The organism is Streptomyces sp. NPDC102451, from assembly GCF_044765485.1.
Lineage (GTDB): Bacteria > Actinomycetota > Actinomycetes > Streptomycetales > Streptomycetaceae > Streptomyces.
The window spans coordinates 320,167-340,808 of sequence record NZ_JBIWKD010000006.1 but is presented as its reverse complement, the minus strand read 5'-3'; the positions used below and the strand labels follow the sequence as shown (position 1 = coordinate 340,808).

19 protein-coding genes are annotated in these 20,642 nt (G+C 71.1%); 12 read left to right on the top strand and 7 right to left on the bottom strand.

Annotation, left to right across the window (positions count from 1 at the left end):
- Positions 1-509: 509 nt before the first annotated feature.
- Positions 510-1,241 (bottom strand): hypothetical protein, encoded by a 732-nt coding sequence (locus ACIRD8_RS17065; protein WP_403991493.1) that lies wholly within the window; start codon positions 1,239-1,241, stop codon positions 510-512.
- A 67-nt stretch (positions 1,242-1,308) separates the two neighbouring features.
- A complete protein-coding gene (locus ACIRD8_RS17060) occupies positions 1,309-2,664 on the bottom strand; it encodes a class II 3-deoxy-7-phosphoheptulonate synthase (protein ID WP_403991490.1) in 1,356 nt (451 codons plus the stop codon).
- Positions 2,665-2,861: 197 nt separating this feature from the next.
- Between ACIRD8_RS17060 and ACIRD8_RS17055 the strand changes: the two genes are divergently transcribed.
- The gene (locus ACIRD8_RS17055) at positions 2,862-4,364 is read left to right on the top strand and encodes an anthranilate synthase component I family protein (protein ID WP_403991487.1); all 1,503 of its coding nucleotides are present in this window, start codon (positions 2,862-2,864) and stop codon (positions 4,362-4,364) included.
- Positions 4,361-4,975, top strand: a complete 615-nt coding sequence (locus ACIRD8_RS17050; RefSeq protein ID WP_403991484.1) for an anthranilate synthase component II — start codon at positions 4,361-4,363, stop codon at positions 4,973-4,975. The genes ACIRD8_RS17055 and ACIRD8_RS17050 overlap by 4 nt, the downstream gene beginning before the upstream one ends.
- On the opposite strand, the gene ACIRD8_RS17045 is transcribed toward ACIRD8_RS17050, so the two are convergent.
- Positions 4,962-6,350 carry a PLP-dependent aminotransferase family protein gene (locus ACIRD8_RS17045; RefSeq protein WP_403991481.1) on the bottom strand — a complete coding sequence of 463 codons (1,389 nt, stop codon included), beginning with the start codon at positions 6,348-6,350 and terminating at the stop codon, positions 4,962-4,964. The two genes, ACIRD8_RS17050 and ACIRD8_RS17045, sit on opposite strands and share 14 nt — an antisense overlap.
- Positions 6,351-6,493: 143 nt before the next feature.
- Here ACIRD8_RS17045 and trpD point away from each other — a divergent pair, with 143 nt between their 5' ends.
- Positions 6,494-7,561 carry an anthranilate phosphoribosyltransferase gene (gene trpD / locus ACIRD8_RS17040; RefSeq protein ID WP_403991479.1) on the top strand — a complete coding sequence of 356 codons (1,068 nt, stop codon included), beginning with the start codon at positions 6,494-6,496 and terminating at the stop codon, positions 7,559-7,561.
- Positions 7,562-7,659: 98 nt separating this feature from the next.
- On the opposite strand, the gene trpC is transcribed toward trpD, so the two are convergent.
- Positions 7,660-8,454: an indole-3-glycerol phosphate synthase TrpC gene (trpC, locus tag ACIRD8_RS17035; protein WP_403991858.1), complete on the bottom strand. Its 795-nt coding sequence runs from the start codon at positions 8,452-8,454 to the stop codon at positions 7,660-7,662.
- Between the two features lie 209 nt (positions 8,455-8,663).
- Here trpC and ACIRD8_RS17030 point away from each other — a divergent pair, with 209 nt between their 5' ends.
- The 9 genes from ACIRD8_RS17030 to ACIRD8_RS16990 are packed head-to-tail and all read left to right on the top strand — an operon-like array spanning position 8,664 to position 16,652.
- Complete coding sequence (locus ACIRD8_RS17030) at positions 8,664-8,924, top strand: acyl carrier protein (protein WP_403991476.1); 261 nt, start codon at positions 8,664-8,666, stop codon at positions 8,922-8,924.
- Between the two features lie 34 nt (positions 8,925-8,958).
- Complete coding sequence (locus ACIRD8_RS17025) at positions 8,959-10,194, top strand: beta-ketoacyl-[acyl-carrier-protein] synthase family protein (protein WP_403991473.1); 1,236 nt, start codon at positions 8,959-8,961, stop codon at positions 10,192-10,194.
- Positions 10,191-10,997, top strand: coding sequence for an alpha/beta fold hydrolase (locus tag ACIRD8_RS17020; protein ID WP_403991470.1), 807 nt, complete (start codon positions 10,191-10,193; stop codon positions 10,995-10,997). The genes ACIRD8_RS17025 and ACIRD8_RS17020 overlap by 4 nt, the downstream gene beginning before the upstream one ends.
- Positions 10,994-11,950 (top strand): hypothetical protein, encoded by a 957-nt coding sequence (locus tag ACIRD8_RS17015; RefSeq protein ID WP_403991467.1) that lies wholly within the window; start codon positions 10,994-10,996, stop codon positions 11,948-11,950. Before ACIRD8_RS17020 ends, ACIRD8_RS17015 begins: the two co-directional genes overlap by 4 nt.
- Positions 11,947-13,056, top strand: a complete 1,110-nt coding sequence (locus tag ACIRD8_RS17010; protein WP_403991464.1) for a beta-ketoacyl synthase N-terminal-like domain-containing protein — start codon at positions 11,947-11,949, stop codon at positions 13,054-13,056. The genes ACIRD8_RS17015 and ACIRD8_RS17010 overlap by 4 nt, the downstream gene beginning before the upstream one ends.
- 45 nt (positions 13,057-13,101) lie before the next feature.
- Positions 13,102-13,989, top strand: coding sequence for a hypothetical protein (locus ACIRD8_RS17005; RefSeq protein WP_403991461.1), 888 nt, complete (start codon positions 13,102-13,104; stop codon positions 13,987-13,989).
- Complete coding sequence (gene fabG / locus ACIRD8_RS17000) at positions 13,989-14,723, top strand: 3-oxoacyl-ACP reductase FabG (protein ID WP_403991855.1); 735 nt, start codon at positions 13,989-13,991, stop codon at positions 14,721-14,723. The genes ACIRD8_RS17005 and fabG overlap by 1 nt, the downstream gene beginning before the upstream one ends.
- Before the next feature lie 13 nt (positions 14,724-14,736).
- On the top strand, positions 14,737-15,432 hold the full coding sequence (locus ACIRD8_RS16995; RefSeq protein WP_403991459.1) for a 2-hydroxychromene-2-carboxylate isomerase: 696 nt from the start codon (positions 14,737-14,739) through the stop codon (positions 15,430-15,432).
- A gap of 8 nt (positions 15,433-15,440) precedes the next feature.
- A complete protein-coding gene (locus tag ACIRD8_RS16990) occupies positions 15,441-16,652 on the top strand; it encodes an acyl-CoA dehydrogenase family protein (protein WP_403991456.1) in 1,212 nt (403 codons plus the stop codon).
- Positions 16,653-16,723: 71 nt separating this feature from the next.
- On the opposite strand, the gene ACIRD8_RS16985 is transcribed toward ACIRD8_RS16990, so the two are convergent.
- From ACIRD8_RS16985 to ACIRD8_RS16975, 3 genes are all read right to left on the bottom strand, one after another.
- Positions 16,724-18,964 (bottom strand): MMPL family transporter, encoded by a 2,241-nt coding sequence (locus ACIRD8_RS16985; RefSeq protein WP_403991453.1) that lies wholly within the window; start codon positions 18,962-18,964, stop codon positions 16,724-16,726.
- Between the two features lie 195 nt (positions 18,965-19,159).
- A complete protein-coding gene (locus ACIRD8_RS16980) occupies positions 19,160-19,783 on the bottom strand; it encodes a hypothetical protein (RefSeq protein ID WP_403991451.1) in 624 nt (207 codons plus the stop codon).
- Positions 19,780-20,640: a hypothetical protein gene (locus tag ACIRD8_RS16975; protein ID WP_403991448.1), complete on the bottom strand. Its 861-nt coding sequence runs from the start codon at positions 20,638-20,640 to the stop codon at positions 19,780-19,782. The genes ACIRD8_RS16980 and ACIRD8_RS16975 overlap by 4 nt, the downstream gene beginning before the upstream one ends.
- Between the last annotated feature and the right edge of the window lie 2 nt (positions 20,641-20,642).

The following is a 20,642-nucleotide window of genomic DNA, read 5'->3' as shown; positions in this document are numbered from 1 at the left end:
AGTCGATGCGCTTTGGGTGGTTATGACGTGATGTGCCGATGTTCGGCCACTTATGGGCGGACATGGCGGAGCCCGGGAGTCGTATCCAGCTCCCGGGCCCCTGGGGTTGCCACCCAATTGCGCTTGCCAGCGCCGTTTAAGAGTGCGGATCAGTCGTCAGACCGTCGCGTTCTTCCTTTGAACTACCGCGCCGCGTAGAGGCGCAGGCCGGATTCGAACCAGCATTCAACGGTGTTCGTCCGCACTCGGTCGATCTGGCAATCGGCGGCGATACTGAAGCTGGAGCGAGAGTCTGAAATTGATCGCGGCTGCCTCTGCCATGTTGGGCCACCCCGGCAAGTGGTGCCGGGGGAAGGACTCGAACCTTCACCGTTACCGCGTCTTCAGGCTGAACGTCAGTTTCAGCTTGCGCTCATCACACGGGGCGGACCTCATTCCGCCTCGTGCAGGGTGCGCACCCCCACGACATGCGCGGGGGCGTTCTCGGGGGTGCCGCCTGGCGCCCTTTTTTAACCGAAGAGGTAGCCGAACACCGCGTCTCCGACCCGCCGGTCGGTGACTTCGGCGCCGTTGGCCTCCTCGCGGGCGAACTTCACCGCGTGCTGGAGCTTCTCGACCCGCTCCAGCAGCTCGTTCACCCGCCGCGCCGGAAGCGCTCCGGAGAACTTCACGGTCGTCCAGTACCCGATGGGCACGTCCTCGTAGTAGACGTCGACCTGCGCCGGGTGCTTGTCGGTCGCCTCGGCCTTGACGTGGTTGCGCGGGACCTTCTTCGTCCGGATCGTGCGGACGGGGTCCGTCTTCCACAGGTCCGTCGACGGGTCGAGCGACCAGGACTCGGAGGCGTCCAGGACGGGAAGCTTCTTGACGAAGGTGTGCAGGTCGGTGAGCTGCTTCTCCAGGAAGAGCAGGTAGCTGACCGGGACCTCGCCGACGACCGTCCGTCCGTCCACGATGACGTCCGCGCGGGCCGAGCAGTTCGCCCAGTCCTTCGTCGCGGTCACGTCGAACAGCCGGGTCAGCGACGCGGACATCTCACGCAGCGCCTCCTCGGCCTTGATCTGCACCCGCGCGGACTCGGGCGGAAGCTGCTCGCCCTCTTCGTCCTTCGGCTGGTACGTACGGGAGATGCCTGCCAGCAGTGCCGGCTTCTGCACCTTGTGGTGGGCCGCGGTGATGTCCTGGAGCGACTTGCCCTTGACACCCTTCTCCACGGCGATGATCTGGTTGAGCTTGGTCACTTCGCCCCCTTCGAGTGACAGAAACGTACCGCACTCGCTTTCGATCAGCCCCTGGGTTTTCCGTCGCCTACGAACTCCGCGAACCGGGCCGGCCCCGGTACATCTCCCCGAGCAGGAAGGCCAGATCGAGCGACTGGGTGTGGTTGAGGCGTGGGTCGCAGGCCGTCTCGTAGCGGTGGTGCAGATGCTCGGCGAGGACGCCGTTGCCGCCCCCGACGCACTCGGTGACATCGTCCCCGGTGAGCTCCATGTGCACTCCGCCCGGATGGGTCCCGAGGGCCCTGTGCACCTCCACGAACCCGCGTACCTCGTCGAGGATGTCGGAGAAGTTCCGGGTCTTGTGGCCGCTGGGCGCGGTGATGGTGTTGCCGTGCATGGGGTCACTGACCCAGCAGACCGGGGCGCCCTCCGCGCGTACCTTCTCCACCAGGGTGGGCAGCACGTCCCGCACCCGGTCCGCACCGGCGCGCACGACGAATGTCAGCCGCCCCGGCTCGCGCAGCGGGTCGAGCCTCTCGATGAGCGCCAGTACGGTGTCCGCGGTGGCGCCGGGGCCCAGTTTCACGGCGATGGGATTGGCGATCCGCGAGAAGTACTCGACGTGGGCGCCGTCCAGGTCGCGCGTCCGCTCCCCGATCCAGAGCATGTGCCCGCTGGTGGCGTAGGTACGTCCGCTCTCCGCCTCGGTACGCGTGAGAGCGGCCTCGTAGTCGAGGAGCAGACCCTCGTGTCCGACGAAGAACTCGGCGGACGACAGCTCCGTGGTGTCGACCCCGCAGGCCCGCATGAAGGCGATGCTGCGGTCGATCTCGTCGGCGATCGACTCGTAGCGGGCACCGGCCTCGGAGTTCGCGACGAAGCCGCGGTTCCAGGTGTGGACCTGTCCGAGACCGGCGAATCCGCCTGTGGCCAGGGCGCGCACCAGGTTGAGCGTGGTCGCCGAGCTCTCGTACATCCGTTTGAGCCTCCGCGGGTCCGGGCGACGGGCCTCCGGGGTGAACTCGACGCCGTTGACCGCGTCACCCCGGTACGAGGGGAGTTCCACCCCGTCACGCCGTTCGACCGGGCTGGATCTCGGCTTCGCGTACTGCCCGGCCAGCCGTCCGATCTTGACCACGGGCAGGCTGGTGGCGTGGGTGAGGACGACGGCCATCTGCAGGAGCGTCCTCATCTTGCCGTTGATCGCGTCGGCGGTCAGCCGGTCGAAGGTCTCCGCGCAGTCGCCGCCCTGCAGCATCACCGCCTCCCCCCGGGCCACCGCGGCCATCCGGGCGCGCAGCAGGTCGCACTCGGCGGCGAAGACCAGCGGCGGCGCCGTGCCGAGGAGGTCCGTGACGCGCCGGAGTTCCCCGGTGTCCCCCCATGCCGGCTGCTGGGCCGCCGGAAAGGAACGCCACGAACTGACGGGTGAGTTGTCGTTCATCTCGACTGCCTTTCGTCGCCGGTATTCGCTCCAGCTGAATCCTCGGCCGTGCCCGGGGTCAAGGGTTTTCGAAGTGGTCCGTATGCGGGGCCGGGAATTGGTCTGGCAGCCGGTGCGCGGCTGCTGATTCTCTGATGTCAGCGATGAGAACACTCGCGTATTCCGGCCGGTGGCAGTCGATTCACAGGGGGTTCATCATGGATACGGCACGACGGGTCGAGGTCCGGGTCACCGCTTCCGGAGTGCCTCCGCACGATCCTCTGGAGCTTTACGAGCGATTGCGCGCGGAGACCGGTGACCGGAATGTCTTTCTGCTGGAGAGCTCCGGCGACACGGGAGCGGAGGGCCGGGGCGCCGTCGTGGGCGTCAACCCCGTCGCGGAGATCCGGGTGTTCGCGCGTCATGTCGAGATCGACGGGGCTCCGGGTGTGGTGGCCGCCCTGTCGCGGGCCGCCGAGGAGACCGGGGCCGTCCCGGAGGGCGCGCCGTCCGGGACCGTCCGGCTGCCGCTGCGGGACCGTGAGGAGATCTGGCGGCTGCTCCCCGCGGCCCAAGGCGTGTTCGCCGTGGACACGGATGTCCCCGTGACCGAGCACGCCTTCGGGTTCCTGGCCTCACTGGCCTACGAGGCGGTGTGGCACGTGGAGTCGCTGCCCGGGCGCGACGATCCCGGACGCGGGCCCGACATGGTGCTCGCCCTCTTCCGGGACACCGTCGGATACGACCCCGACACCGGCTCCGCCCGGCTGCTGACCGCGCAGAGCCCGCTCTTCGGCGCCCGGCAGGTGACCCCGCGGCGGGTGGCGGAGCTGGCCGCGTGCGCCGCGGAGGCGGCCCCGGCGCCCGTGCCCGGAGCTCCTGAGCCCCTCGGTGTCCAGGACACCGTGAGCCGTGGGACGTTCCTCGGCTGGGCCGAGCGCTGCCTCGAACACATCCGGGTCGGTGATGTCTACCAGATCCAGATCGGTCACCGCATCGACGTCCGCACCGCCCTGAGCCCCCTCGATCTGTACCGGCGTCTGCGGGCGCGCAACCCCTCCCCGTACATGTACCTGGCGCCCCGGGCCGGCAGTCTGCTGATCGGCGCCAGCCCCGAACTCTTCGTACGCGTCGAGGGAGACGGCATCGAGATGCGTCCGATCGCCGGGACGGCGCGCAGGGGCCTGGACGAGGCGGAGAACGAACGGCGCGTGAAGGAGATGCAGGAGAGCGCCAAGGAGCGTGCCGAGCACATCATGCTCGTCGACCTGTGCCGTAACGACATCGGGCGGGTCTGCCGCCCGGGCACCCTGCCGGTGGACCGGCTGATGGCTGTGGAGCGCTTCTCGCACGTCTTCCACCTCGTCTCCACCGTCACCGGCCGGCTGGCCCGCGACGCGGACACCTGGGACGCGGTGCGCGCGACCTTCCCCGCAGGGACGATGAGCGGGGCCCCCAAGGTCCGCGCCATGGAGATCATCGACGGCCTCGAACAGGAACGCAGGGGCAGTTACGCGGGTGCCGTCGGCCTGCTCGACGTGCGGGGACGGGCGGAACTCGCCTTGTGCATACGTTCGGTCGAGTACGACGGCGACACCTACTCCACCCAGAGCTCGGCGGGCATGGTGGCGCAGTCGGACCCGGAGTCCGAGTGGCGGGAGACGCTGGCCAAGATGGGCGCCGCCTACTGGGCGCTGACCGGGAAGGAACTGCAGGCATGAGTGGCACGAGGGTTCTGCTGATCGACGCGTACGACAGTTTTGTGCACATCATCGACCAGTACCTGCGCACCCTGGGGGCACGCACCGAGGTCGTGCGCTCCGCGACCCGCTCCCCCGGTGAGCTCGCCGGGCTCGAACCGGAGGCCGTGGTCCTGGGCCCGGGGCCGGGACATCCGGCCGACTCCGGACACGTCGAGCTGGTACGGGAGTTCGCCGGCCGCGTGCCGGTCCTCGGTGTGTGCCTCGGCCATCAGGCGATCGCGTTGGCCTACGGGGGCCGCGTCGAGGTGGCCGGCCAGGTGATGCACGGACGGACCAGCGTCGTACGCCATGACGGCGCGGGTGTGTTCGCCGGTCTCGGGAACACGCTGGAAGCGACCCGTTACCACTCCCTGGTCGTCGCGGAGCCGCTGCCGGAGCCTCTGATGACCACGGCCGTCGCGGCGGACCACGGCTATGTGATGGGCCTGCGGCACCGCTCGCTGGCCGTGGAGGGCGTGCAGTTCCATCCCGAGTCCGTGATGACCTCGGGGGGCCTGGCCCTGATGGAGAACTTCCTCTCCTCGGCGGACGTGTCCCCCTCCCCCGGCCTGCGGCTCAGCCGCTCCTGACCGCCCGCAGGATCCTCAGCGCCTCCGTGATCCCGGAACGCGGCAGATGCGCGTGGCCGACGACCAGCGCGGGCGGCGCCGCGGACGGACGGGCGTGGAAGGCGGCGGCTCCGCGGACCGCCACGGACGCGCACAGCGCCCCGGCCACCAGCGCCGCCTCGTCGGTGTGCCGGGGCAGCCGGACGTAGGAGTGGAGTCCCGCCGCCGCGCCGGTCACCGACGCTCCCGGAAGGTACCTGCGGACCGCCTCCTCCAGGGTGTGACGCCGGGAACGCGCATGGGCGTTGAGGCGACGCAGATGACGGTCGAGCAGCCCGCACCTCAGCAGTTCGGCGAAGGCCAGCTGGGTGAGGGTCTCCGTCCCCAGGTCGTGACGTGCCCTGACCCTCAGGAGCCGGGCGAGGAGTTCCGCGGGTGCGGCGATCCAGCCCAGCCGCAGCCCGGGGGCGAGCGACTTGCTGGCCGTGCCCGCGTAGACGACGTGTTCGGGGGCGAGCCGCTGCAGCGCCAGGGGGCGTGGGCCCCGGCCGTACCACAGGCCGCCGTCGTAGTCGTCCTCGATGATCAGGCCGCCCGTGTCGCGAGCCCATCGCACCAGGGCCTCGCGTCGCTCGGCGCACAACGTCGCACCCGTGGGGTACTGGTGGGCCGGGGTGATCAGTACGGCGCGCAGGCCCGACACGGCCAGTGCCTCGACGTCGAGTCCCAGGTCGTCCACCGGCAGGGGCACCGGGCGCAGGCCGGACTCCCGTACGAACTGCCGCTGGCCGGGGTGGCCGGGGTCCTCCGTCCCGAGCGCCTCGACACCCTGCTCGCGCAGCACACCGCAGAGCAGTGCCAGCGCCTGCGAGAAGCCGGCCACCACCGCGACGTCCTCCGGGGCCGCCCGGACCCCCCGGGTCCGCCCCAGATAGCGGGCGAGCTCGATCCGCAGCCCCGGGTCACCTGCCAGCGGCGGGTAGGCGTGGGCGGCGGGGCCCGCCGACCAGAGGACTCGTTCGTAGCAGGCGAGCCATTCGCGGCGGGGGAAGGCGAACAGGTTCCCGCCCCCCGGGAGCAGGTCCCAGCGTGCGCCGGGGGCCCGGCTCTCCTCCAGCAGGGTCGGCACGATCTCCCGGCCGGTGAGGTGTTGCACGACGCGGGTCCCCGCCCCCTGGGCCGCCTCCAGATATCCCTCCGCGACGAGCTGGCCGTACGCCTCGACGACCACACTGCGCGAGACGTCCAGGTCGTCGGCGAGACGACGGCTGGAGGGAAGTCTGGTACCGGGGTGCAGAATCCCGTCGCCTATCTCCATCTTGATGAAGTTCTGTATTTGCGCGGTCAGGGAGACATGGGAATCTCTGACGACGTCCATTGCCATGTGCAGGGCCATGGCAGGGCTCCTTTCGGAATTGGACCGCAATGATCGACATGGAGTGGTCTGGCGGGCTTCGGATTGCGTACACAGACTGGCCTTCGGCACAAAGGCGTTCCGCTCTCCGCCGCGCCGTTCGCTTCGTTCTAGGGAGAATTGACGTGACTGTCGAATCGCCGGACCGGACATGGTCCGAACTGCTGGACGCGCTGCTGGACGGACGTGGGCTGTCCGCGCGGGAGACCGGCTGGGCGATGGATCAGGTGATGTCCGGCGCCGCGGGTCCGGTGCGGCTCACGGGGCTGCTCGTGGCGTTACGGGCCAAGGGCGAGACCGCCGAGGAGATCGAGGGGCTCGTCGAGTCCCTGCGCCGCCATGCCGTGCCGCTCAGCGTGCCGGGTACCGCCCTGGACATCGTCGGTACCGGCGGGGACGGCTCGCACAGCGTCAACATCTCCACGATGTCGGCGGTGGTCGCGGCGGGCGCGGGCGCGCTGGTCGTCAAGCACGGCAACCGCTCCGCCTCGTCGTCCTGCGGATCGGCCGACGTGCTGGAGGAGCTGGGGGTGACGTTGCACCTGCCGGCGCAGGACGTGGCGGAGGTCGCCGAGGAGGTCGGCATCACCTTCTGCTTCGCCCCCTCCTTCCATCCGGCCATGCGCCACGCGGCGGCGCCGCGCCGCGAGTTGGGTGTCCGCACGGTCTTCAACGCGCTGGGACCACTGGCCAATCCGGCCTCCCCCGCCGCGACGGCGATCGGAGTGGCGGACGCCCGGCTCGCTCCGCTGCTCGCGCGGGTACTGGCACGACGCGGCACGGAAGGCTTCGTCTTCCGTGGCGACGACGGCCTGGACGAACTGTCGGTCACCACGGCCTCCACGGTCTGGACGGTCACCGACGGCCGGGTACGGTGCGAGGCCCTCGACCCTCGCGACCTGGGGCTGGCCCTCGCCCCCGCAGGTGCGCTGCGCGGCGGCGACCGGGCTCACAACGCCCGGGTGTTCCACGAGGTGCTGGCCGGTGCGGGGGGTCCGGTGCGGGATGCCGTCCTGCTGAACGCGGCCGCGGGGCTGGCCGCTCTGGAGCCGGCGGCCGGCCGCTCCGTCACCGAGCGGCTGGCCGCCGGGCTGGGGCGGGCGGCGGAGTCGGTGGACTCCGGGCAGGCCGCGGCCGTACTGGAGCGCTGGGCCGCGCTCACCACCAAGCGGGCGGAACGCACGGCCGGCTGACGGCCGCACGCGTCGGGGCCGGGGCCCCCGGCGGTCACCGGCAGGTCCACGGAGCGTGCGGGGCGCGCCGTCTCCCGGAGCGGTCCTCCGGTGGGTTCTCACCGGACCGGCCGCCGGCCGGCGAGGAGGTTCCTCACGGCCTCACCCGGGCTGTCACCGGTGACCAGCGCCTCACCGACCAGCACCGCGTCCGCTCCGTCCCGCGCGAGAGCGGCCACGTCACGCGCGTCGCGCACCCCCGACTCCGCGACGCGCACCGGACCGGCCGGGATGGACGGAGCGACCCGGGCGAAGGTCCCCCGGTCGACCCGCAGCGTCCTCAGGTCGCGGGCGTTCACACCGATCACCCCGGCGCCGGCGGCGACCGCCCCTTCCACCTCATGCTCGTCGTGCACCTCCACCAGCGGCGTCAGCCCGATCTCCTGTGCCTCCGCGTGGAGTTCGGCGAGCTGGGCCCGGCCGAGCGCCGCGACGACCAGGAGGACGAGGTCGGCGCCGTGGGCACGTGCCTCCCAGAGCTGGTAGGAGTCCACGACGAAGTCCTTGCGCAGCACGGGTACGCCGACGCGGCTGCTCACCGCATCGAGGTCGGCGAGCGAGCCGGCGAACCGCCGCTGTTCGGTCAGGACGCTGACCGCGGCCGCACCGCCGGCCACGTAGTCGGCGGCGAGCGCCGCCGGGTCCACGATGTCGGCGAGCGGCCCGCGCGAAGGACTCGCCCGCTTCACCTCGGCGATGACCTGGACCCCCGTACCGCTGCGCAGCAGCGCGGCGCAGTCCCGCGGGGCGGTCAGGGCCGCGCACCTGTCCCGCAGCTCCGACCGGGGCGTGCGCGCCCTGCGGAACGCGAGGTCCTCCCTCACTCCTCCGACGATCTCGTCGAGCACATTCATCGCGGGAATTCCCTTCACGGCCGGGACGGTCGACGCAATCGAGACCGGACCATAGGCGCGTCGCACACACGGCATCACCTTCTTTAAGCCGCAGCCGAAACATCGTTGTCAGCCGCGTGAACGAGGGCGTCAGCGGGCCGTCAGTTCGGCGTCAGCTCTCGTCGGGAGAATCCACGATGTCCCGTCGAAGCAATTCATCTGGAGGCGAAATGACCAACGCGGTCCGCATCAACGAGGAACAGCGTGCCCAGATCAAGGAAATCGTCTGCGAGATTCTCGAGATCGAGCCCACGGACGTGACCGACTCCAGCCTCTTCAAGGAGGACCACAACGCGGACTCCCTGGGAGCGATCGAGATCCTTTCCTCGCTCGAGCGCACCTTCGACATCGAGATCGACCAGGCCGAACTGACGCGCATGGTCAACCTCGACGGCGTCGTCGCAGTGGTCGAAGAGAGCCTGTCCAAGTAATCCGGGCGACCTGGTCAACGACGAAGGAGAGGCAGTGACGAACAGCACGGATCAGGAGCCGCGCCGGGTGGTCATCACAGGGCTCGGTGTGGTGACCAGCATCGGGACCGGTCCCCGTGAATTCCTCGACGGGCTCCGCACGGGCCGCAGCGGCGTCAAGCCGATCACTTCCTTCGATACGGCCGGCTACGCACACGCCAACGGCTGCGAGATAGACGACTTCGACCCGGCCGAGTGGATCGAGAACATCGATCCGCAGGAGCTCGGCCGGGCAAGTCAGTTCTCCGTCGCCGCCGCGCGCATGGCGGTCGCGGACGCGGGGCTGGATCCGGAGGAACTCCGGGCCCGCCGGGCCCTGGTGTCGGTGGGCACCACCGACGGCGAGTCCCATGATCTCGACACGCTGATGGCCGATCAGCTCGCCTCGGGCCCCGAGGGGCTCGACGGACGCGTGGCACGCAGGACGGGTGCCGGCATGCTCTCCAGCAGTATCGTGCGTGAGCTGCGGCTCACGGATGTGGAGGCGGTCACCATCCCGACGGCGTGCGCCGCGGGCAACTACGCCATCGGCTCGGGGTTCGACGCCATCCGGTCCGGCGAGGTCGACGCCGCGCTGTCCGGCGGCGCCGACGCCATCTGCCGTAAGACGTTCACCGGCTTCTACCGGCTCGGCACCATCGCTCCCGAGGTCTGCCAGCCCTTCGACGCCGACCGCAAGGGCATCCTGACCGGCGAGGGCGCGGGCATCCTCTTCATGGAGAGCCTGGACTCGGCGCTGGCCCGCGGTGCCCGTATCTACGCGGAGGTCCTCGGGTACGGCCTCAACTGCGACGCGCTGCATCCGGTCGCTCCCGACCGGGACAGCCTCGCGGCCTGCATCGAGATCGCCCACCGCAACGCGGGCGTCAAGCCCGAGGACATCGATTTCATCTCGGCGCACGGCACCGGCACCAAGGCCAACGACGTCACGGAGGCCGGTGCCATCCGGCAGGTCTTCGACACACCACCGCCGACGGTCTCCATCAAGAGCATGCTCGGGCACACCATGGGTGCGGCGAGTGCGCTGGCCTCGGCCGCGTGCGCGCTCGCCCTGACCGAGGGGTTCATCCCGCCCACGATCAACCACAACCGGACCGATCCCGACTGCGGGCTCGATCCCGTGGCCAACACCGCACGCGAGGCCGAACTGCGGGTGGTGCAGAACAACGCGCTCGCGTTCGCCGGCAACAACGCGGTCCTCATCCTCGGCTCGTACGCGAGCGCGCGGTGACCACCGTGCCACGGGCGCGGCTGCGCAGACCGGCATCGGGCGGTGACCCCCGGCGCGTGCTGCTGCTGCACGGGCTGGGCGGCACCGCGGCGGTGTGGGAGCGCATGGCGCCGCTCGCGGACGAACGGCTCGAACTCTGGGACGCCGAGCTGCCCTGGCGCGGCATGGCCGGCACCGACCAGAGCCTCCTCACCGATCCGGGCCAAGTCCTGGCGGGCCTGGCCGACGCCTCCTACGACGGTGTCGTCGCCCATTCGTTCGCGGCCGGGATCCTCCTGGAGGAGTACGCGAGCGGCCGCATCCCGCCGCGGCCGACCGTGCTGCTCAGTCCGTTCCACAAGTCCACGCCCGGCGAGTTCGACTGGTCGTCGATCACCTACTACCTCAACGGCTTCCACCAGGTCTTCGAGGAGGCCCTGGAGGTAGGGGACACCGGCCGGTACGCCGCCAGGCACCGGACGTGGCTGGCCCGCCAGTTGCGCGACCTGGTCGGTCCGTACGGCTGGATGCGCTTCTTCGAGTGCTATCTGCGCTCCCCCTTCGTGGATCTGGACGCGGTGCGGGCCCCGGTGCTGGTGGTGTCCGGCGAAAAGGACACCGCGGCGTTCCCCCGGGACGGCCGTGCCCTGGCGGCCGGGCTCCCCGACGCACGCTTCGAGCTCCTGGCCGGCTGCGGCCACTTCCCCATGCAGGAGCAATCCGCCCAGGTGGCACGGCTGCTGAGCGACTTCCTTCTCCCGGCGTCCGAGGGGCACCGGGCATCACGCACCTCTACCGTCCACACGTCCCTGGAGATGTCATGAGCGTTACCGCCGTCGGCGAAGCCACCCGGACGGAGATCCGGCCCCGCTACGAAGGGTCGAACATCTGCACCTGGATCGGCTTCAAGCACGTGAACTACATGGTCGAGGAGGCCGTCTACGACCACCTGCGGCAGCGGGGTCTGGCCGCCGGCGACCTCTACGAGCGCTGTGGTCTCGGTGTCGACATCACCGACGTGGACACCAAGATCCTCACGGCCTTCCACATCGACGACCTGGCGACCGCGACCGTCCGCCCGGCTCCCGGCAAGGGGGACGGCGCGCGTTTCACCGTGGAGCTGACCGTGGAGCGGGAGGGCCGGCCGGTGAAGGCCGTCACCTCCAAGGTCGCGGTGCAGCTGCGCCTCGACCCGCGCGGGCACTCGGTGGAGGAGCCGCCCGCCGAGGCCGCCCCCTTCGTGGTCGACCGCCTCGGCCGGGGCGGCGAGCCGGTGCCGGTGCCGGAGGGCGCCGACCCGCTCGGCCTGCTGACGGAGGGCCGGAACGCCTTCGGCTGGGCCTGGCGGATCCCCTACTTCTACTGCCACTTCACCGAGCGGGTGCAGATGTCGGGCTATCTGCGGCAGATGGAGGAGGTCGTGGACCTCTTCCTCGAGGACCGCGGTGTGTCCATCAAGCGGCTGCTCGACGAGCAGGACTGGATCCCCGTCGTCCCGCACTCCCGGATCGAGATCCTGGACGAGGCACGGATGGAGGAGACCCTCTACACCGTCTACACGGTGGAGAGCGTCTTCAAGCGCCTCACCTACACCTCGCGGATGGACTGCTACGTCCTGCGTGACGGTGTGCTGGTGCCCACCGCCACCGGCCGGATCACGCACGGCTGGGCCGTCATCGGCAACCGGCGTGACTGGAGCCTCGTCGACTTCGACGACCGCCTGCTCGACGGCCTCAACGGCAAGGCGGGCGCGATCACCGGCCGGGGAACCGCGTGAGCACCGCGACGGCGGCGGCCCCCGTGCTGCCGGAGCGCAGGGCCACCGATGACCTCGTGTTCTCCGCCTGGTCGGCGGTGTCCCCCTTCGGGCGGGGCAGCGAGGCGTACGGCTCCGGGCTCCGGCAGGGCGTCAGCGCCCTGAGCGACGTCGACCAGGGCACCTGGCCGGGACCGTACGCGCAGGCGGCCACGGTCCCCGATTTCAGCGCGGCCGAGGCTCTGGGGAAGAAGGGGACGCGGACCATGGACCGGGTGACGGCCCTCGCCGTCTCCACCGTGGGGCAGCTCCTGGAAGCCTGCGGCCCGGACCTCGCCGAGCCCCCGGAGCGTACCGGTCTCGTCCTCGGCACGGGCTCGGGCAGCGTCCAGTCGATCATGGACTTCACCCGTGACTCGCTGACCGGTGGCAAGCCGTACCACGTCGATCCGGCCCGCTTCCCCAACACCGTCATGAACAGGGCCACCGGGCAGAGCGCCATCTGGCACGGCATCAAGGGCCCCAACACGACGATCGCGGGAGGCTGGCTGACCGGGCTGCTCGCGCTGAGTTACGCCGCCCGGCTCTTCCGGGGCGGGCACTGCGACCGCGTGCTGTGCGGGGCCGCCGAGGAGTACTCCGTGCAGCGCGCGTGGCTGGAATGGCACTCGGCCGACGACACCGCACGCACGCCGCTCGGAGAGGGCGGGACGGCCTGGCTGCTGGAGACGGCGGAGTCGGCGCGGGCCGCCGGCCGGGCACCGCTCGCCCGGCTCCGGGCGACCCGCTTCCGGACGTACCACTCCCCTGACGAGGCGTCCGCGGCCCTCACCCGGTGCGTCCGGGACGCCCTGGCCGATGCCGGGGTCTCCGCCTCGGACGTCGGCTTCGTGGCGCCGCTCGGCACCCCGGGAGAGGAGGACGCGGTACGCACGGCGCTCGGCACGGAACCCGCCCGGTGGCTGCGTGTCCGGCCGCTTCTGGGGGACACGTCGGCAGCCGCCACGGGCTTCCAGACCACCGCGGTCCTCGCCGCCCACGAAGGTGGGCTGTCCTCCGGGACAGCCGCCCTGATCACCGGAATCGACCGGGACGGCACTGTCGGCTGCGCGGTCCTCTCCGGCTGAACCGGAGACGGCCGGCCGCCTCACGACTTACGGAGCAATCCACCCATGCCACTGCAGTCCTCCACCGAGCGGACGCTCCGGGGCACGTACACCGTCGCCTCCGACGACCCCTTCCTCGCCGGGCACTTTCCCGGATTCCCCCTGGTGCCGGGGTTCCTCCTGTTCCAGTACGTGCACAGTCTGGTGAGCGGGGCCGGGGCTGTGGACCCCACGCTGCCGATCACGCTGGAGAAGGCGCGGTTCCGCAGCCCCGTACGACCCCGTGTACCGGTCCGGGCGGAGGCCACGGTGCGTCAGGAGGCGGGGGCCGCCCAGGTCTCCGCCTCCCTGACGACGGCCGAAGGCCCGGTCGCCCAGATGCGGATACGGATCGGCGGCGCACCGGCCCGGGACTCACCCGGCCCCGCACGGCACGGGGTGCCCGCGACCCCGGCCACCACGCTCCCGGAGATCGAGTCCCTGATCCCGCACCGTGCCCCGGCGCTGCTCGTCGACTCCGTGATCCACGCCGAGCCGGGCAAGCGGCTCCACGCCCGCAGGGCGGCCGTCGCCTGTGACGCTCCGTCGGTCACGGCCGCCCACGGCTCGTCCCAGGTGGTGCCGCCGGGCCTGGTCCTGGAGTCCTGGGCCCAGTCGGCCGTCGCGCTGGCCTGCTGGACACGGCCCAATCCGCAGGTCGGGACGGGTCTCGTGACCCTCCTCTCGGGGGTACGCGACGCCAGGCTCCTCGCACCGGTGCCGGTGGGCGCGGTGATGGAGCACGAATGCGAGACGGTGCGCGACCTCGGCGACACCGTCATCACCACGGGCACCTGCTACGCGGACGGCCGGCCGGTCCTGGAGGTCGGGCAGCTCATGCTGGTCCTGCGGGCCGCCGACACGCTCGCGCCCCATTCGCCCGCCGCCCGCCGGTCAACCCAGGAAAGGTCATGATGTCCGTACAGAAACGGCGCGTAGCACTGGTCACAGGAGGCTCCCGGGGAATCGGGCGCAGTGTGGTCACCCGTCTGGCCCGCGACGGCTACGACGTGGCGTTCTGCTACCGGTCGAACCAGGAGGCCGCCGATCTGGTGGCCAAGGACGCCGAGCAGGAGGGCGCCGCCGTCATGACGCGGCGCGTGGACGTGGCCGACCAGGCCGAGGCGCAGGCGTTCGTACGTGCGGCGGAGGCGGAGCTCGGGCCGCTGGACGCCGTGGTGTCGTCCGCCGGAATCGTCCGCGACAATCCGCTGATCATGCTGTCGCCACAGGACTGGCAGGACGTGATGCGGATCAACCTGGACGGCACCTACAACGTGTGCCGCGCGGCCGTCTTCGGCATGATGAAGCGCCGCAGCGGCTCGCTGGTGACGCTGTCGTCGGTGGCCGGGGTGTACGGCCACGCCACGCAGACCAACTATTCGGCCTCCAAGGCCGGGATCATCGGGTTCTCCAAGGCGCTGGCCAAGGAGGTGGCCCCGCGCGGCATCCGGGTCAACGCGGTGGCGCCCGGATTCATCGAGACGGACATGACCTCGCAGCTGCCGTCCGACACCGGGGCGTCGATTCCGCTCGGCCGGTTCGGCAGGCCCGAAGAGGTCGCCGACCTCGTCTCGTTCCTGGTCTCGGAGCGCGCGTCGTACATCACCGGGCAGGTGCTCGGTATCGACGGCGGCCTGGTTCTGTAGAGGAGGACGGATCATGGCGAAGAAACCGGTGTTCTACTTCTCGTTACGCAGTCCCTATTCCTGGTTCGCCTACCGCGAACTGCTCGACAGGTATCCGGATGTGGCCGCCACCGTGACGTGGCGGCCCTTCTTCGAGCCGGACCCGCGGAGCGAGGAGGCCCTGCGGGAGGCCAGAGGTTCCTTCCCCTACGTGGCGATGTCCCGCGCCAAGCACCTCTACATCCTCAGGGACGTCGGCCGGCTCGCCAAGGAGAGGGGGCTGTCCCTGACCTGGCCGGTGGACCACGACCCGGTGTGGGAGGTGCCTCACCTGGCCTATCTGGTGGCGCTCCGCGAGGGCCGCGGGCCCGAGTTCGTCGCGGCCGCCTACCGGACGCGCTGGGAGGAGGGCGGTGACATCTGCGACCGTTCGGTGATCGCCCGGATAGCGGGTGAACTGGGCCTGGACCCGGTCGGGACGGCGGGTGCGAGCGACGACCCGGCGCTTCGGGAGGAGGGCACACGCCTCCTCCTCGACGTGTGCCGGGACGGTGTGTTCGGAGTCCCGTTCTTCGTGAACGGCTCCAGCCGCTACTGGGGCGTCGACCGGCTGGAGCGTTTCGTGGCCGAGGTGCGCGCGGGCAGGGAACCGGAGCCGGTTCCGCCCGCGGCGGTGCCCGGACCGGCCGGTGCCGGCTCCGACTTCGGACACGCGGGCGGCTGCGGATGACGGCCACCATGACGGACCTCGCCGAATCGTCCCTGCTCGACCCGGAACTGCGCGCACTGCGCGACCAGTTCGGCGAGTGGGGTGCCGACTTCCCCGGTCACGCCCTCGCGCTCGACTCCGACCCCGAGTGGATCCGCCGCTGCTTCGATCTGCCCGCCGTGCGCTATCTGTCGCGCATGGGGATACCGGCCGAGTACGGGCATGAACCCGAACCGATCGCCGGCCGGCGGTTCCGCGGTGAACTGGCCATGGAACGCGCGGTCATCATGGAGGAACTGGCCTTCGCGGACGCGGGCATGCTCGTCGCGTCGCCCGGCCCGCTGCTCGCCGGAGTCCTGGTCGACGTACTGGCGGACGCGGCGCAGAAGGAGTGGTTCTACGGCCGGATGACGGCCGAACCGCTGTGGACGTGCTTCGCCCTGACGGAGCCCGAGCGAGGTTCGGACGCCGCGGCGATGGCCTCCTCGCTGACCCCCCGTGAGGACGGGAAGGGCCTGGTGCTGAACGGCACCAAGCGCTACGTGGGCAACGCCGCACGCGCGGGGATCGCGACGGTCTTCGCCCGCACCGGTCCCGGGCCGCTCGGGGTGACCGCGGTGCTCACGGCTACGGACGTACCGGGTTTCAGGGCCGAGGCACTGCCCATGATCGGTCTGCGCGGCGCCATGATCAGCGCGATCGAGCTGGACGGCGTGCCCGTGGGCGAGGAGTCGGTCCTGGGCCGGCATCTGTCGGCGAGCCGGCGGGGCACCTGGGCGTTCATCCAGACGTTCAACCGGCTCCGGCCGGGCGTCGCCGCCATCGCGGTCGGTATCGCGCGAGCCGCGGCAGCGTACGTACGGTCCGGCCGGAGCGCTCTCACCGCGGACGAGCAGGACCGGCTGGACCGGCTGGACCGGCGTGTCCGTGCCTGCCGGGAGCTGGTGCACCGGGCCGCCGCCGCGGTCGACCACAACGGCTCGAACGGCTATCTGGCCTCGGCCGCGAAGGTGCGCGCGGCCGAACTGGCCGAGTCCGCGACGCGCGAGGCGTGTTCCTTCTTCGGGCCCGGAGCCCGGCTGGAACACCCGCTCCTGGACAAGTTCGCGCGGGACGCCAGGGCCATGGAGTTCCTGGAGGGCACCAGCAGCATGCAGAAGCTGAACCTCTTCCAGGGCTACCGCTCCAGCAGGTTCGACCGGGACCGGCCGTTCCCGGCGGGGAGCGTTCCCCGGGAGTGAGCCGCCGGCCGGTGTGTGTACGCAGATGTCCCCCACCACGGTCCGTGGTGGGGGACATCTGCGTCACGCGCTCACAGGGACGTCCGCACCTCCCGCCGGTGCTCCGTCCCGGCAGCGGGGGCGCTCTTCGCGAGGCCGCCCGGCCACCACAGTCTGTGGGCCAGGAGCTGCAGCGCGGCCGGCAGGACGAGGATGCGGATGATCACCACGTCGAGGATCACGGCGACGCACAGCCCGAAGCCGAGCTGCTTCATCTCCAGCAGGTCGGTGAACATGAAGCTCACGAAGACCGACACCATGACCACCGCGCCGCCGGAGACGACGCCCCCCGACCGGCTGACGCCCTCCAGGACGGCCTGCGTCGTGGACCGTCCCGCCAGGGCCGCCTCCTTGATCCGGCTCATCATGAAGACGTTGTAGTCGGTGGAGAGTCCGAAGAGGATCACGAAGAGGAAGAGCGGGACCCGGGAGACGATGAAACCGTCGGAGTCGTAGTCGAGCTGGTTCTGCACCCAGTCCGACTGGAACACCAGGACCAGCAGTCCGAGTGCGCCCGCCGCCGATGCCACGTTCAGGAGCGTCGAGACGAGCGCGACGGGTGCGGACCGGAAGGCGATCAGCATGACCAGGAAGCTCAGCACCAGCACGGCGCCGATCACCCAGGGCAGGGCGTTCATCTGGTGGTCGAGCACGTCCGCGTTGCGGGCCACGTCACCGGAGACCGCGGTCTCGGCGCCGGGGACCTTCCCCGCCGTCTGCGGCACCAGGCCGTTCCGGATCTGTTCGAGCGCCTGCTGTGCCTCCTCGGAGTCGATGGCGTACGGGGTGCGCAGGCGGACCGTACCGGTTCCGCCGTCCTCGGCCACCCTGGTCACCGCCTCGGAGTCGGAGCGCAGGAGGGGCTCCTGCCCGGCCCTGCCCACCAGGTCGTCCAGAGCGCCCCGCAGCTCGCCGCGGTGCTCGGTACCGGTCTTGACGACCACGAGGTAGTCGGCGCCCTGCGAAGGGAACTGCGCCATCATCCGGTCCCGTGCCTGGACCGCGTCGACCTTCGGCAGGGTGCTCACCTCGGTCGACGACAGCTGCATGCCGAGCGCGGGCAGGGCGAGCGCGGCGATCAGGAGAAGCCCGGTGGCGAGCGCGGCACGCGGGCGGCGGATCGCCGGCCGCAGGAGCCGCGGCCAGAGGGTGCCGGGGCCCGAGGACCCTGCCGTGATCCGGCCGATGAGAGGGAGACGCGGCCGGTCGATGGCCCGGCCGAGCTTGTTGAGCAGCGCCGGCAGCAGGGTCATCGACGCGCCGAGGACGATGGCGACCACCGCGATGGAACTGATGGCCAGCGAGGAGAACACCACGTCACCCACGACGAAGAGCGCGCCCAGCGACACGATGACGGCCCAGCCCGAGACCACCACGGAGTGTCCTGCCGTCGCGGCGGCGATACGCAGCGCGGCCTCGTCGCCGATGGCGGCTCCGGTCCTGGCGCGCTCCTCACGTACCCGCTTGAGGAAGAGCAGGGAGTAGTCCACACCGACCGCCATGCCCATCAGGAGGATCAGGCTGTTGTTGGCGCCCACGCTGGGGAAGAGGTGCGAGAAGAGCTGGGAGAGTCCCATCGCGGCTCCGACGGCCGAGAGGGCGAGCACCAGCGGCACCCCGGCGGCGATCACCGCGCCGAAGACGACCATGAGGATGACGAGGGTGAGCGGCAGGGTGATGCGCTCCGCGGTGGCGAGGTCCTTCCCCATGGACTCGGAGACGCCCTGCCCCATGGAGAAGTGGCCGGTCTGCGCCACCTGTACCTGCGGGTGCGCCTTCTGGACGGCCTCGGTCCGCTCCAGCAGCGCGGGGACGTCCTCGGAGATCGCCGCGTCCTCACCCTTCATGGTGAGCGTGACGAGTAACGCCTCACCGGTGGGGGAACGTTCGGGCTCGGCCACCTGCGCCACCGACGGCGCGCCGGTCATCCGCCGTACGGCGTCCTCGGCCGCGGAGCGTGCGGCCGGCTCGTCCAGGGAGGAGCTGCCGGGGCGCGGGGTGATGACGACCTTCTCCTCCAGCGGGTCGAGGATGCCGGCGGCTGCGGCCAGCTCCTCGGCCCGCCCGGCCTCGCCGACCCGGTAGTCCACGCTGTCGGCCATACGGGTGCCTGCCATCGAGCCCAGCGCGAGACAGACCACCACCAGCAGCAGCCAGCCGCCGATGGCACGCCACGGGTGCCGTGCGCTCCACAGCGCGACCCGGACGCTCAACCGGTCCGGTCTCGGTGCCGTGTTCCCGGTCCGGACGGCGCGCTCTTCATGACGGTTCATCAGTGGGTACCTCGCTCCGCGATTCTTATACCTGTCAGTCAACGATTACAGGTGTCTTTGTACGCCGTCAACTGTCACTGATGAATGAGTCGGAATGGCTTGTTCCAGGCGTTCGGAGGGATGGATTCCGGTCGATGGGCATGGCTGTGGGCCGGAGCGCCCACGCGCTCCGGCCCAGCTCGGGCCCTTGTTCCGTTATCCCGCCGGGTACGCCTCCGCCAGCAGCTCGGAGACGTACGCGACCTGTCCAGGACCCGTCGAGAGGTAGCCGGACGCACCCAGCATCCGCACCTGCGACCGGTCGGCGACGGTCAGCCGTTCCTGCAGGTCGTCCAGTGCCGCGCCGGACAGCTCCCCCGGTGCCGCGCCCTCGACGACGGCGCGCACCTCCAGGTGTTCCAGCAGCGCCTCGGCCACGGCCGACCTGAGCAACTGCTGCTGGAGCAGGGGGTTGCCGTCGCCCACCGTGCGCCCCTGGAGGTAGGCGACGACCTCCTCGCGCAGCCACTCGGACAGCCCGAGGCGGAGCCAGACCAGTCCGAGCCCGAAGGCCGCGTCCTGATGACCGGCGCCACCGCCGCCGTCATGGCGCACCATCACCACCGGCCCGCCGGGCAGGCCGGCGGAGCCCACCTCTGTCACGCCGGCCGGCAGCTCCGTGGTGGCGGCGTACAGCCCATGGCCTCCCGGGCCACGCGGAAGCCGGTCCGCGGCCACCGTCCCGCACAGCGCTGTCAGCGCGGGAGCGAGCCCCTCGTCCCGGGCGGCCCTGTGGACCGCCTCCAGGGTCTGCCCGCCGGGCAGGGTGCGGACCGTCATCGCGGCCGGTCCCCGGACGCCGTGGTGCACACCCCGAGGTCGCCGGTGACCGGATCGCGGTCGATCAGGACCAGCCGTTCCCGCGACAGGTCCGCCGTGGCGAGTTCCGACCACAGCGCCGCGCACGGGAAGCCCTTGGCGACCGTCCTGACCGCCGCCGCACCCTCCGGCAGGTCGCGCGCGGGCTCGATCCCGGGCCCCGCGACCAGCGTGACCGGACCCGCCTCCAGAACGGGCGCCAGCCGTCGTGCCAGTTCGCCCCGCACGTCCTCGGTGCCGACGCCCGGGAAAACCCGCGCGTCAGGTCGGGGACCCGGCCCGTCGTCCGCCGACAGCAGCAGTGCCACACCGGCGTCACCGGCCAGCTCGGTGCCGGTGTCGTAGGGCAGCGACGCCTGGTCGAGCACCAGCACGAGAACGTGCCGCATGCCGTGGCGGTGCGCGTAGGCGCCGGCCAGGCCCAGTGCGCCGAACGGCGTGATGCCGCCCTGCTCACCGACTCCGAAGGCGAGGGGACCGTGCGGCCAGGCGTCCGACAGATAGGTCGCTGCCGCCCGGCGGCAGTCGAGGTCCGGGGTGGCGTGCGCGACGACGGCCACCCCCACCTCCTCCCCGGCCACATCGAGCCGCTCGACGAGCTGCCGGGCCATCAGGGCGAAGTCGTTGCCCACGCCGCCGCCGACCAGACCGGGCCGGTACTCACGCCCGTAGGCCCCGGTCACATCGGAGAAGTGCCGGGCGGAGAACGCGTCGTCGATGCGGATGTCACCCCGGGGGAAGACCTGGTGGACCGCGCGGGTCAGGCGGAGCGCGGACGCAGGAGGAGCCCCGCCGGGAGATGCGGCCGTCCGGTACACGG

What these genes read in the sequence shown, in the direction of transcription:
- ACIRD8_RS17060 (WP_403991490.1), bottom strand. Translation starts at nt 2,664, where the DNA reads ATGAACGACAACTCACCCGTCAGTTCGTGGCGTTCCTTTCCGGCGGCC.
- ACIRD8_RS17055 (WP_403991487.1), top strand. Translation starts at nt 2,862, where the DNA reads ATGGATACGGCACGACGGGTCGAGGTCCGGGTCACCGCTTCCGGAGTG.
- ACIRD8_RS17050 (WP_403991484.1), top strand. Translation starts at nt 4,361, where the DNA reads ATGAGTGGCACGAGGGTTCTGCTGATCGACGCGTACGACAGTTTTGTG.
- ACIRD8_RS17045 (WP_403991481.1), bottom strand. Translation starts at nt 6,350, where the DNA reads ATGGCCCTGCACATGGCAATGGACGTCGTCAGAGATTCCCATGTCTCC.
- trpC (WP_403991858.1), bottom strand. Translation starts at nt 8,454, where the DNA reads ATGAATGTGCTCGACGAGATCGTCGGAGGAGTGAGGGAGGACCTCGCG.
- ACIRD8_RS17030 (WP_403991476.1), top strand. Translation starts at nt 8,664, where the DNA reads ATGACCAACGCGGTCCGCATCAACGAGGAACAGCGTGCCCAGATCAAG.
- ACIRD8_RS17015 (WP_403991467.1), top strand. Translation starts at nt 10,994, where the DNA reads ATGAGCGTTACCGCCGTCGGCGAAGCCACCCGGACGGAGATCCGGCCC.
- ACIRD8_RS17005 (WP_403991461.1), top strand. Translation starts at nt 13,102, where the DNA reads ATGCCACTGCAGTCCTCCACCGAGCGGACGCTCCGGGGCACGTACACC.
- fabG (WP_403991855.1), top strand. Translation starts at nt 13,989, where the DNA reads ATGTCCGTACAGAAACGGCGCGTAGCACTGGTCACAGGAGGCTCCCGG.
- ACIRD8_RS16995 (WP_403991459.1), top strand. Translation starts at nt 14,737, where the DNA reads ATGGCGAAGAAACCGGTGTTCTACTTCTCGTTACGCAGTCCCTATTCC.
- ACIRD8_RS16990 (WP_403991456.1), top strand. Translation starts at nt 15,441, where the DNA reads ATGACGGACCTCGCCGAATCGTCCCTGCTCGACCCGGAACTGCGCGCA.
- ACIRD8_RS16985 (WP_403991453.1), bottom strand. Translation starts at nt 18,964, where the DNA reads ATGAACCGTCATGAAGAGCGCGCCGTCCGGACCGGGAACACGGCACCG.
- ACIRD8_RS16980 (WP_403991451.1), bottom strand. Translation starts at nt 19,783, where the DNA reads ATGACGGTCCGCACCCTGCCCGGCGGGCAGACCCTGGAGGCGGTCCAC.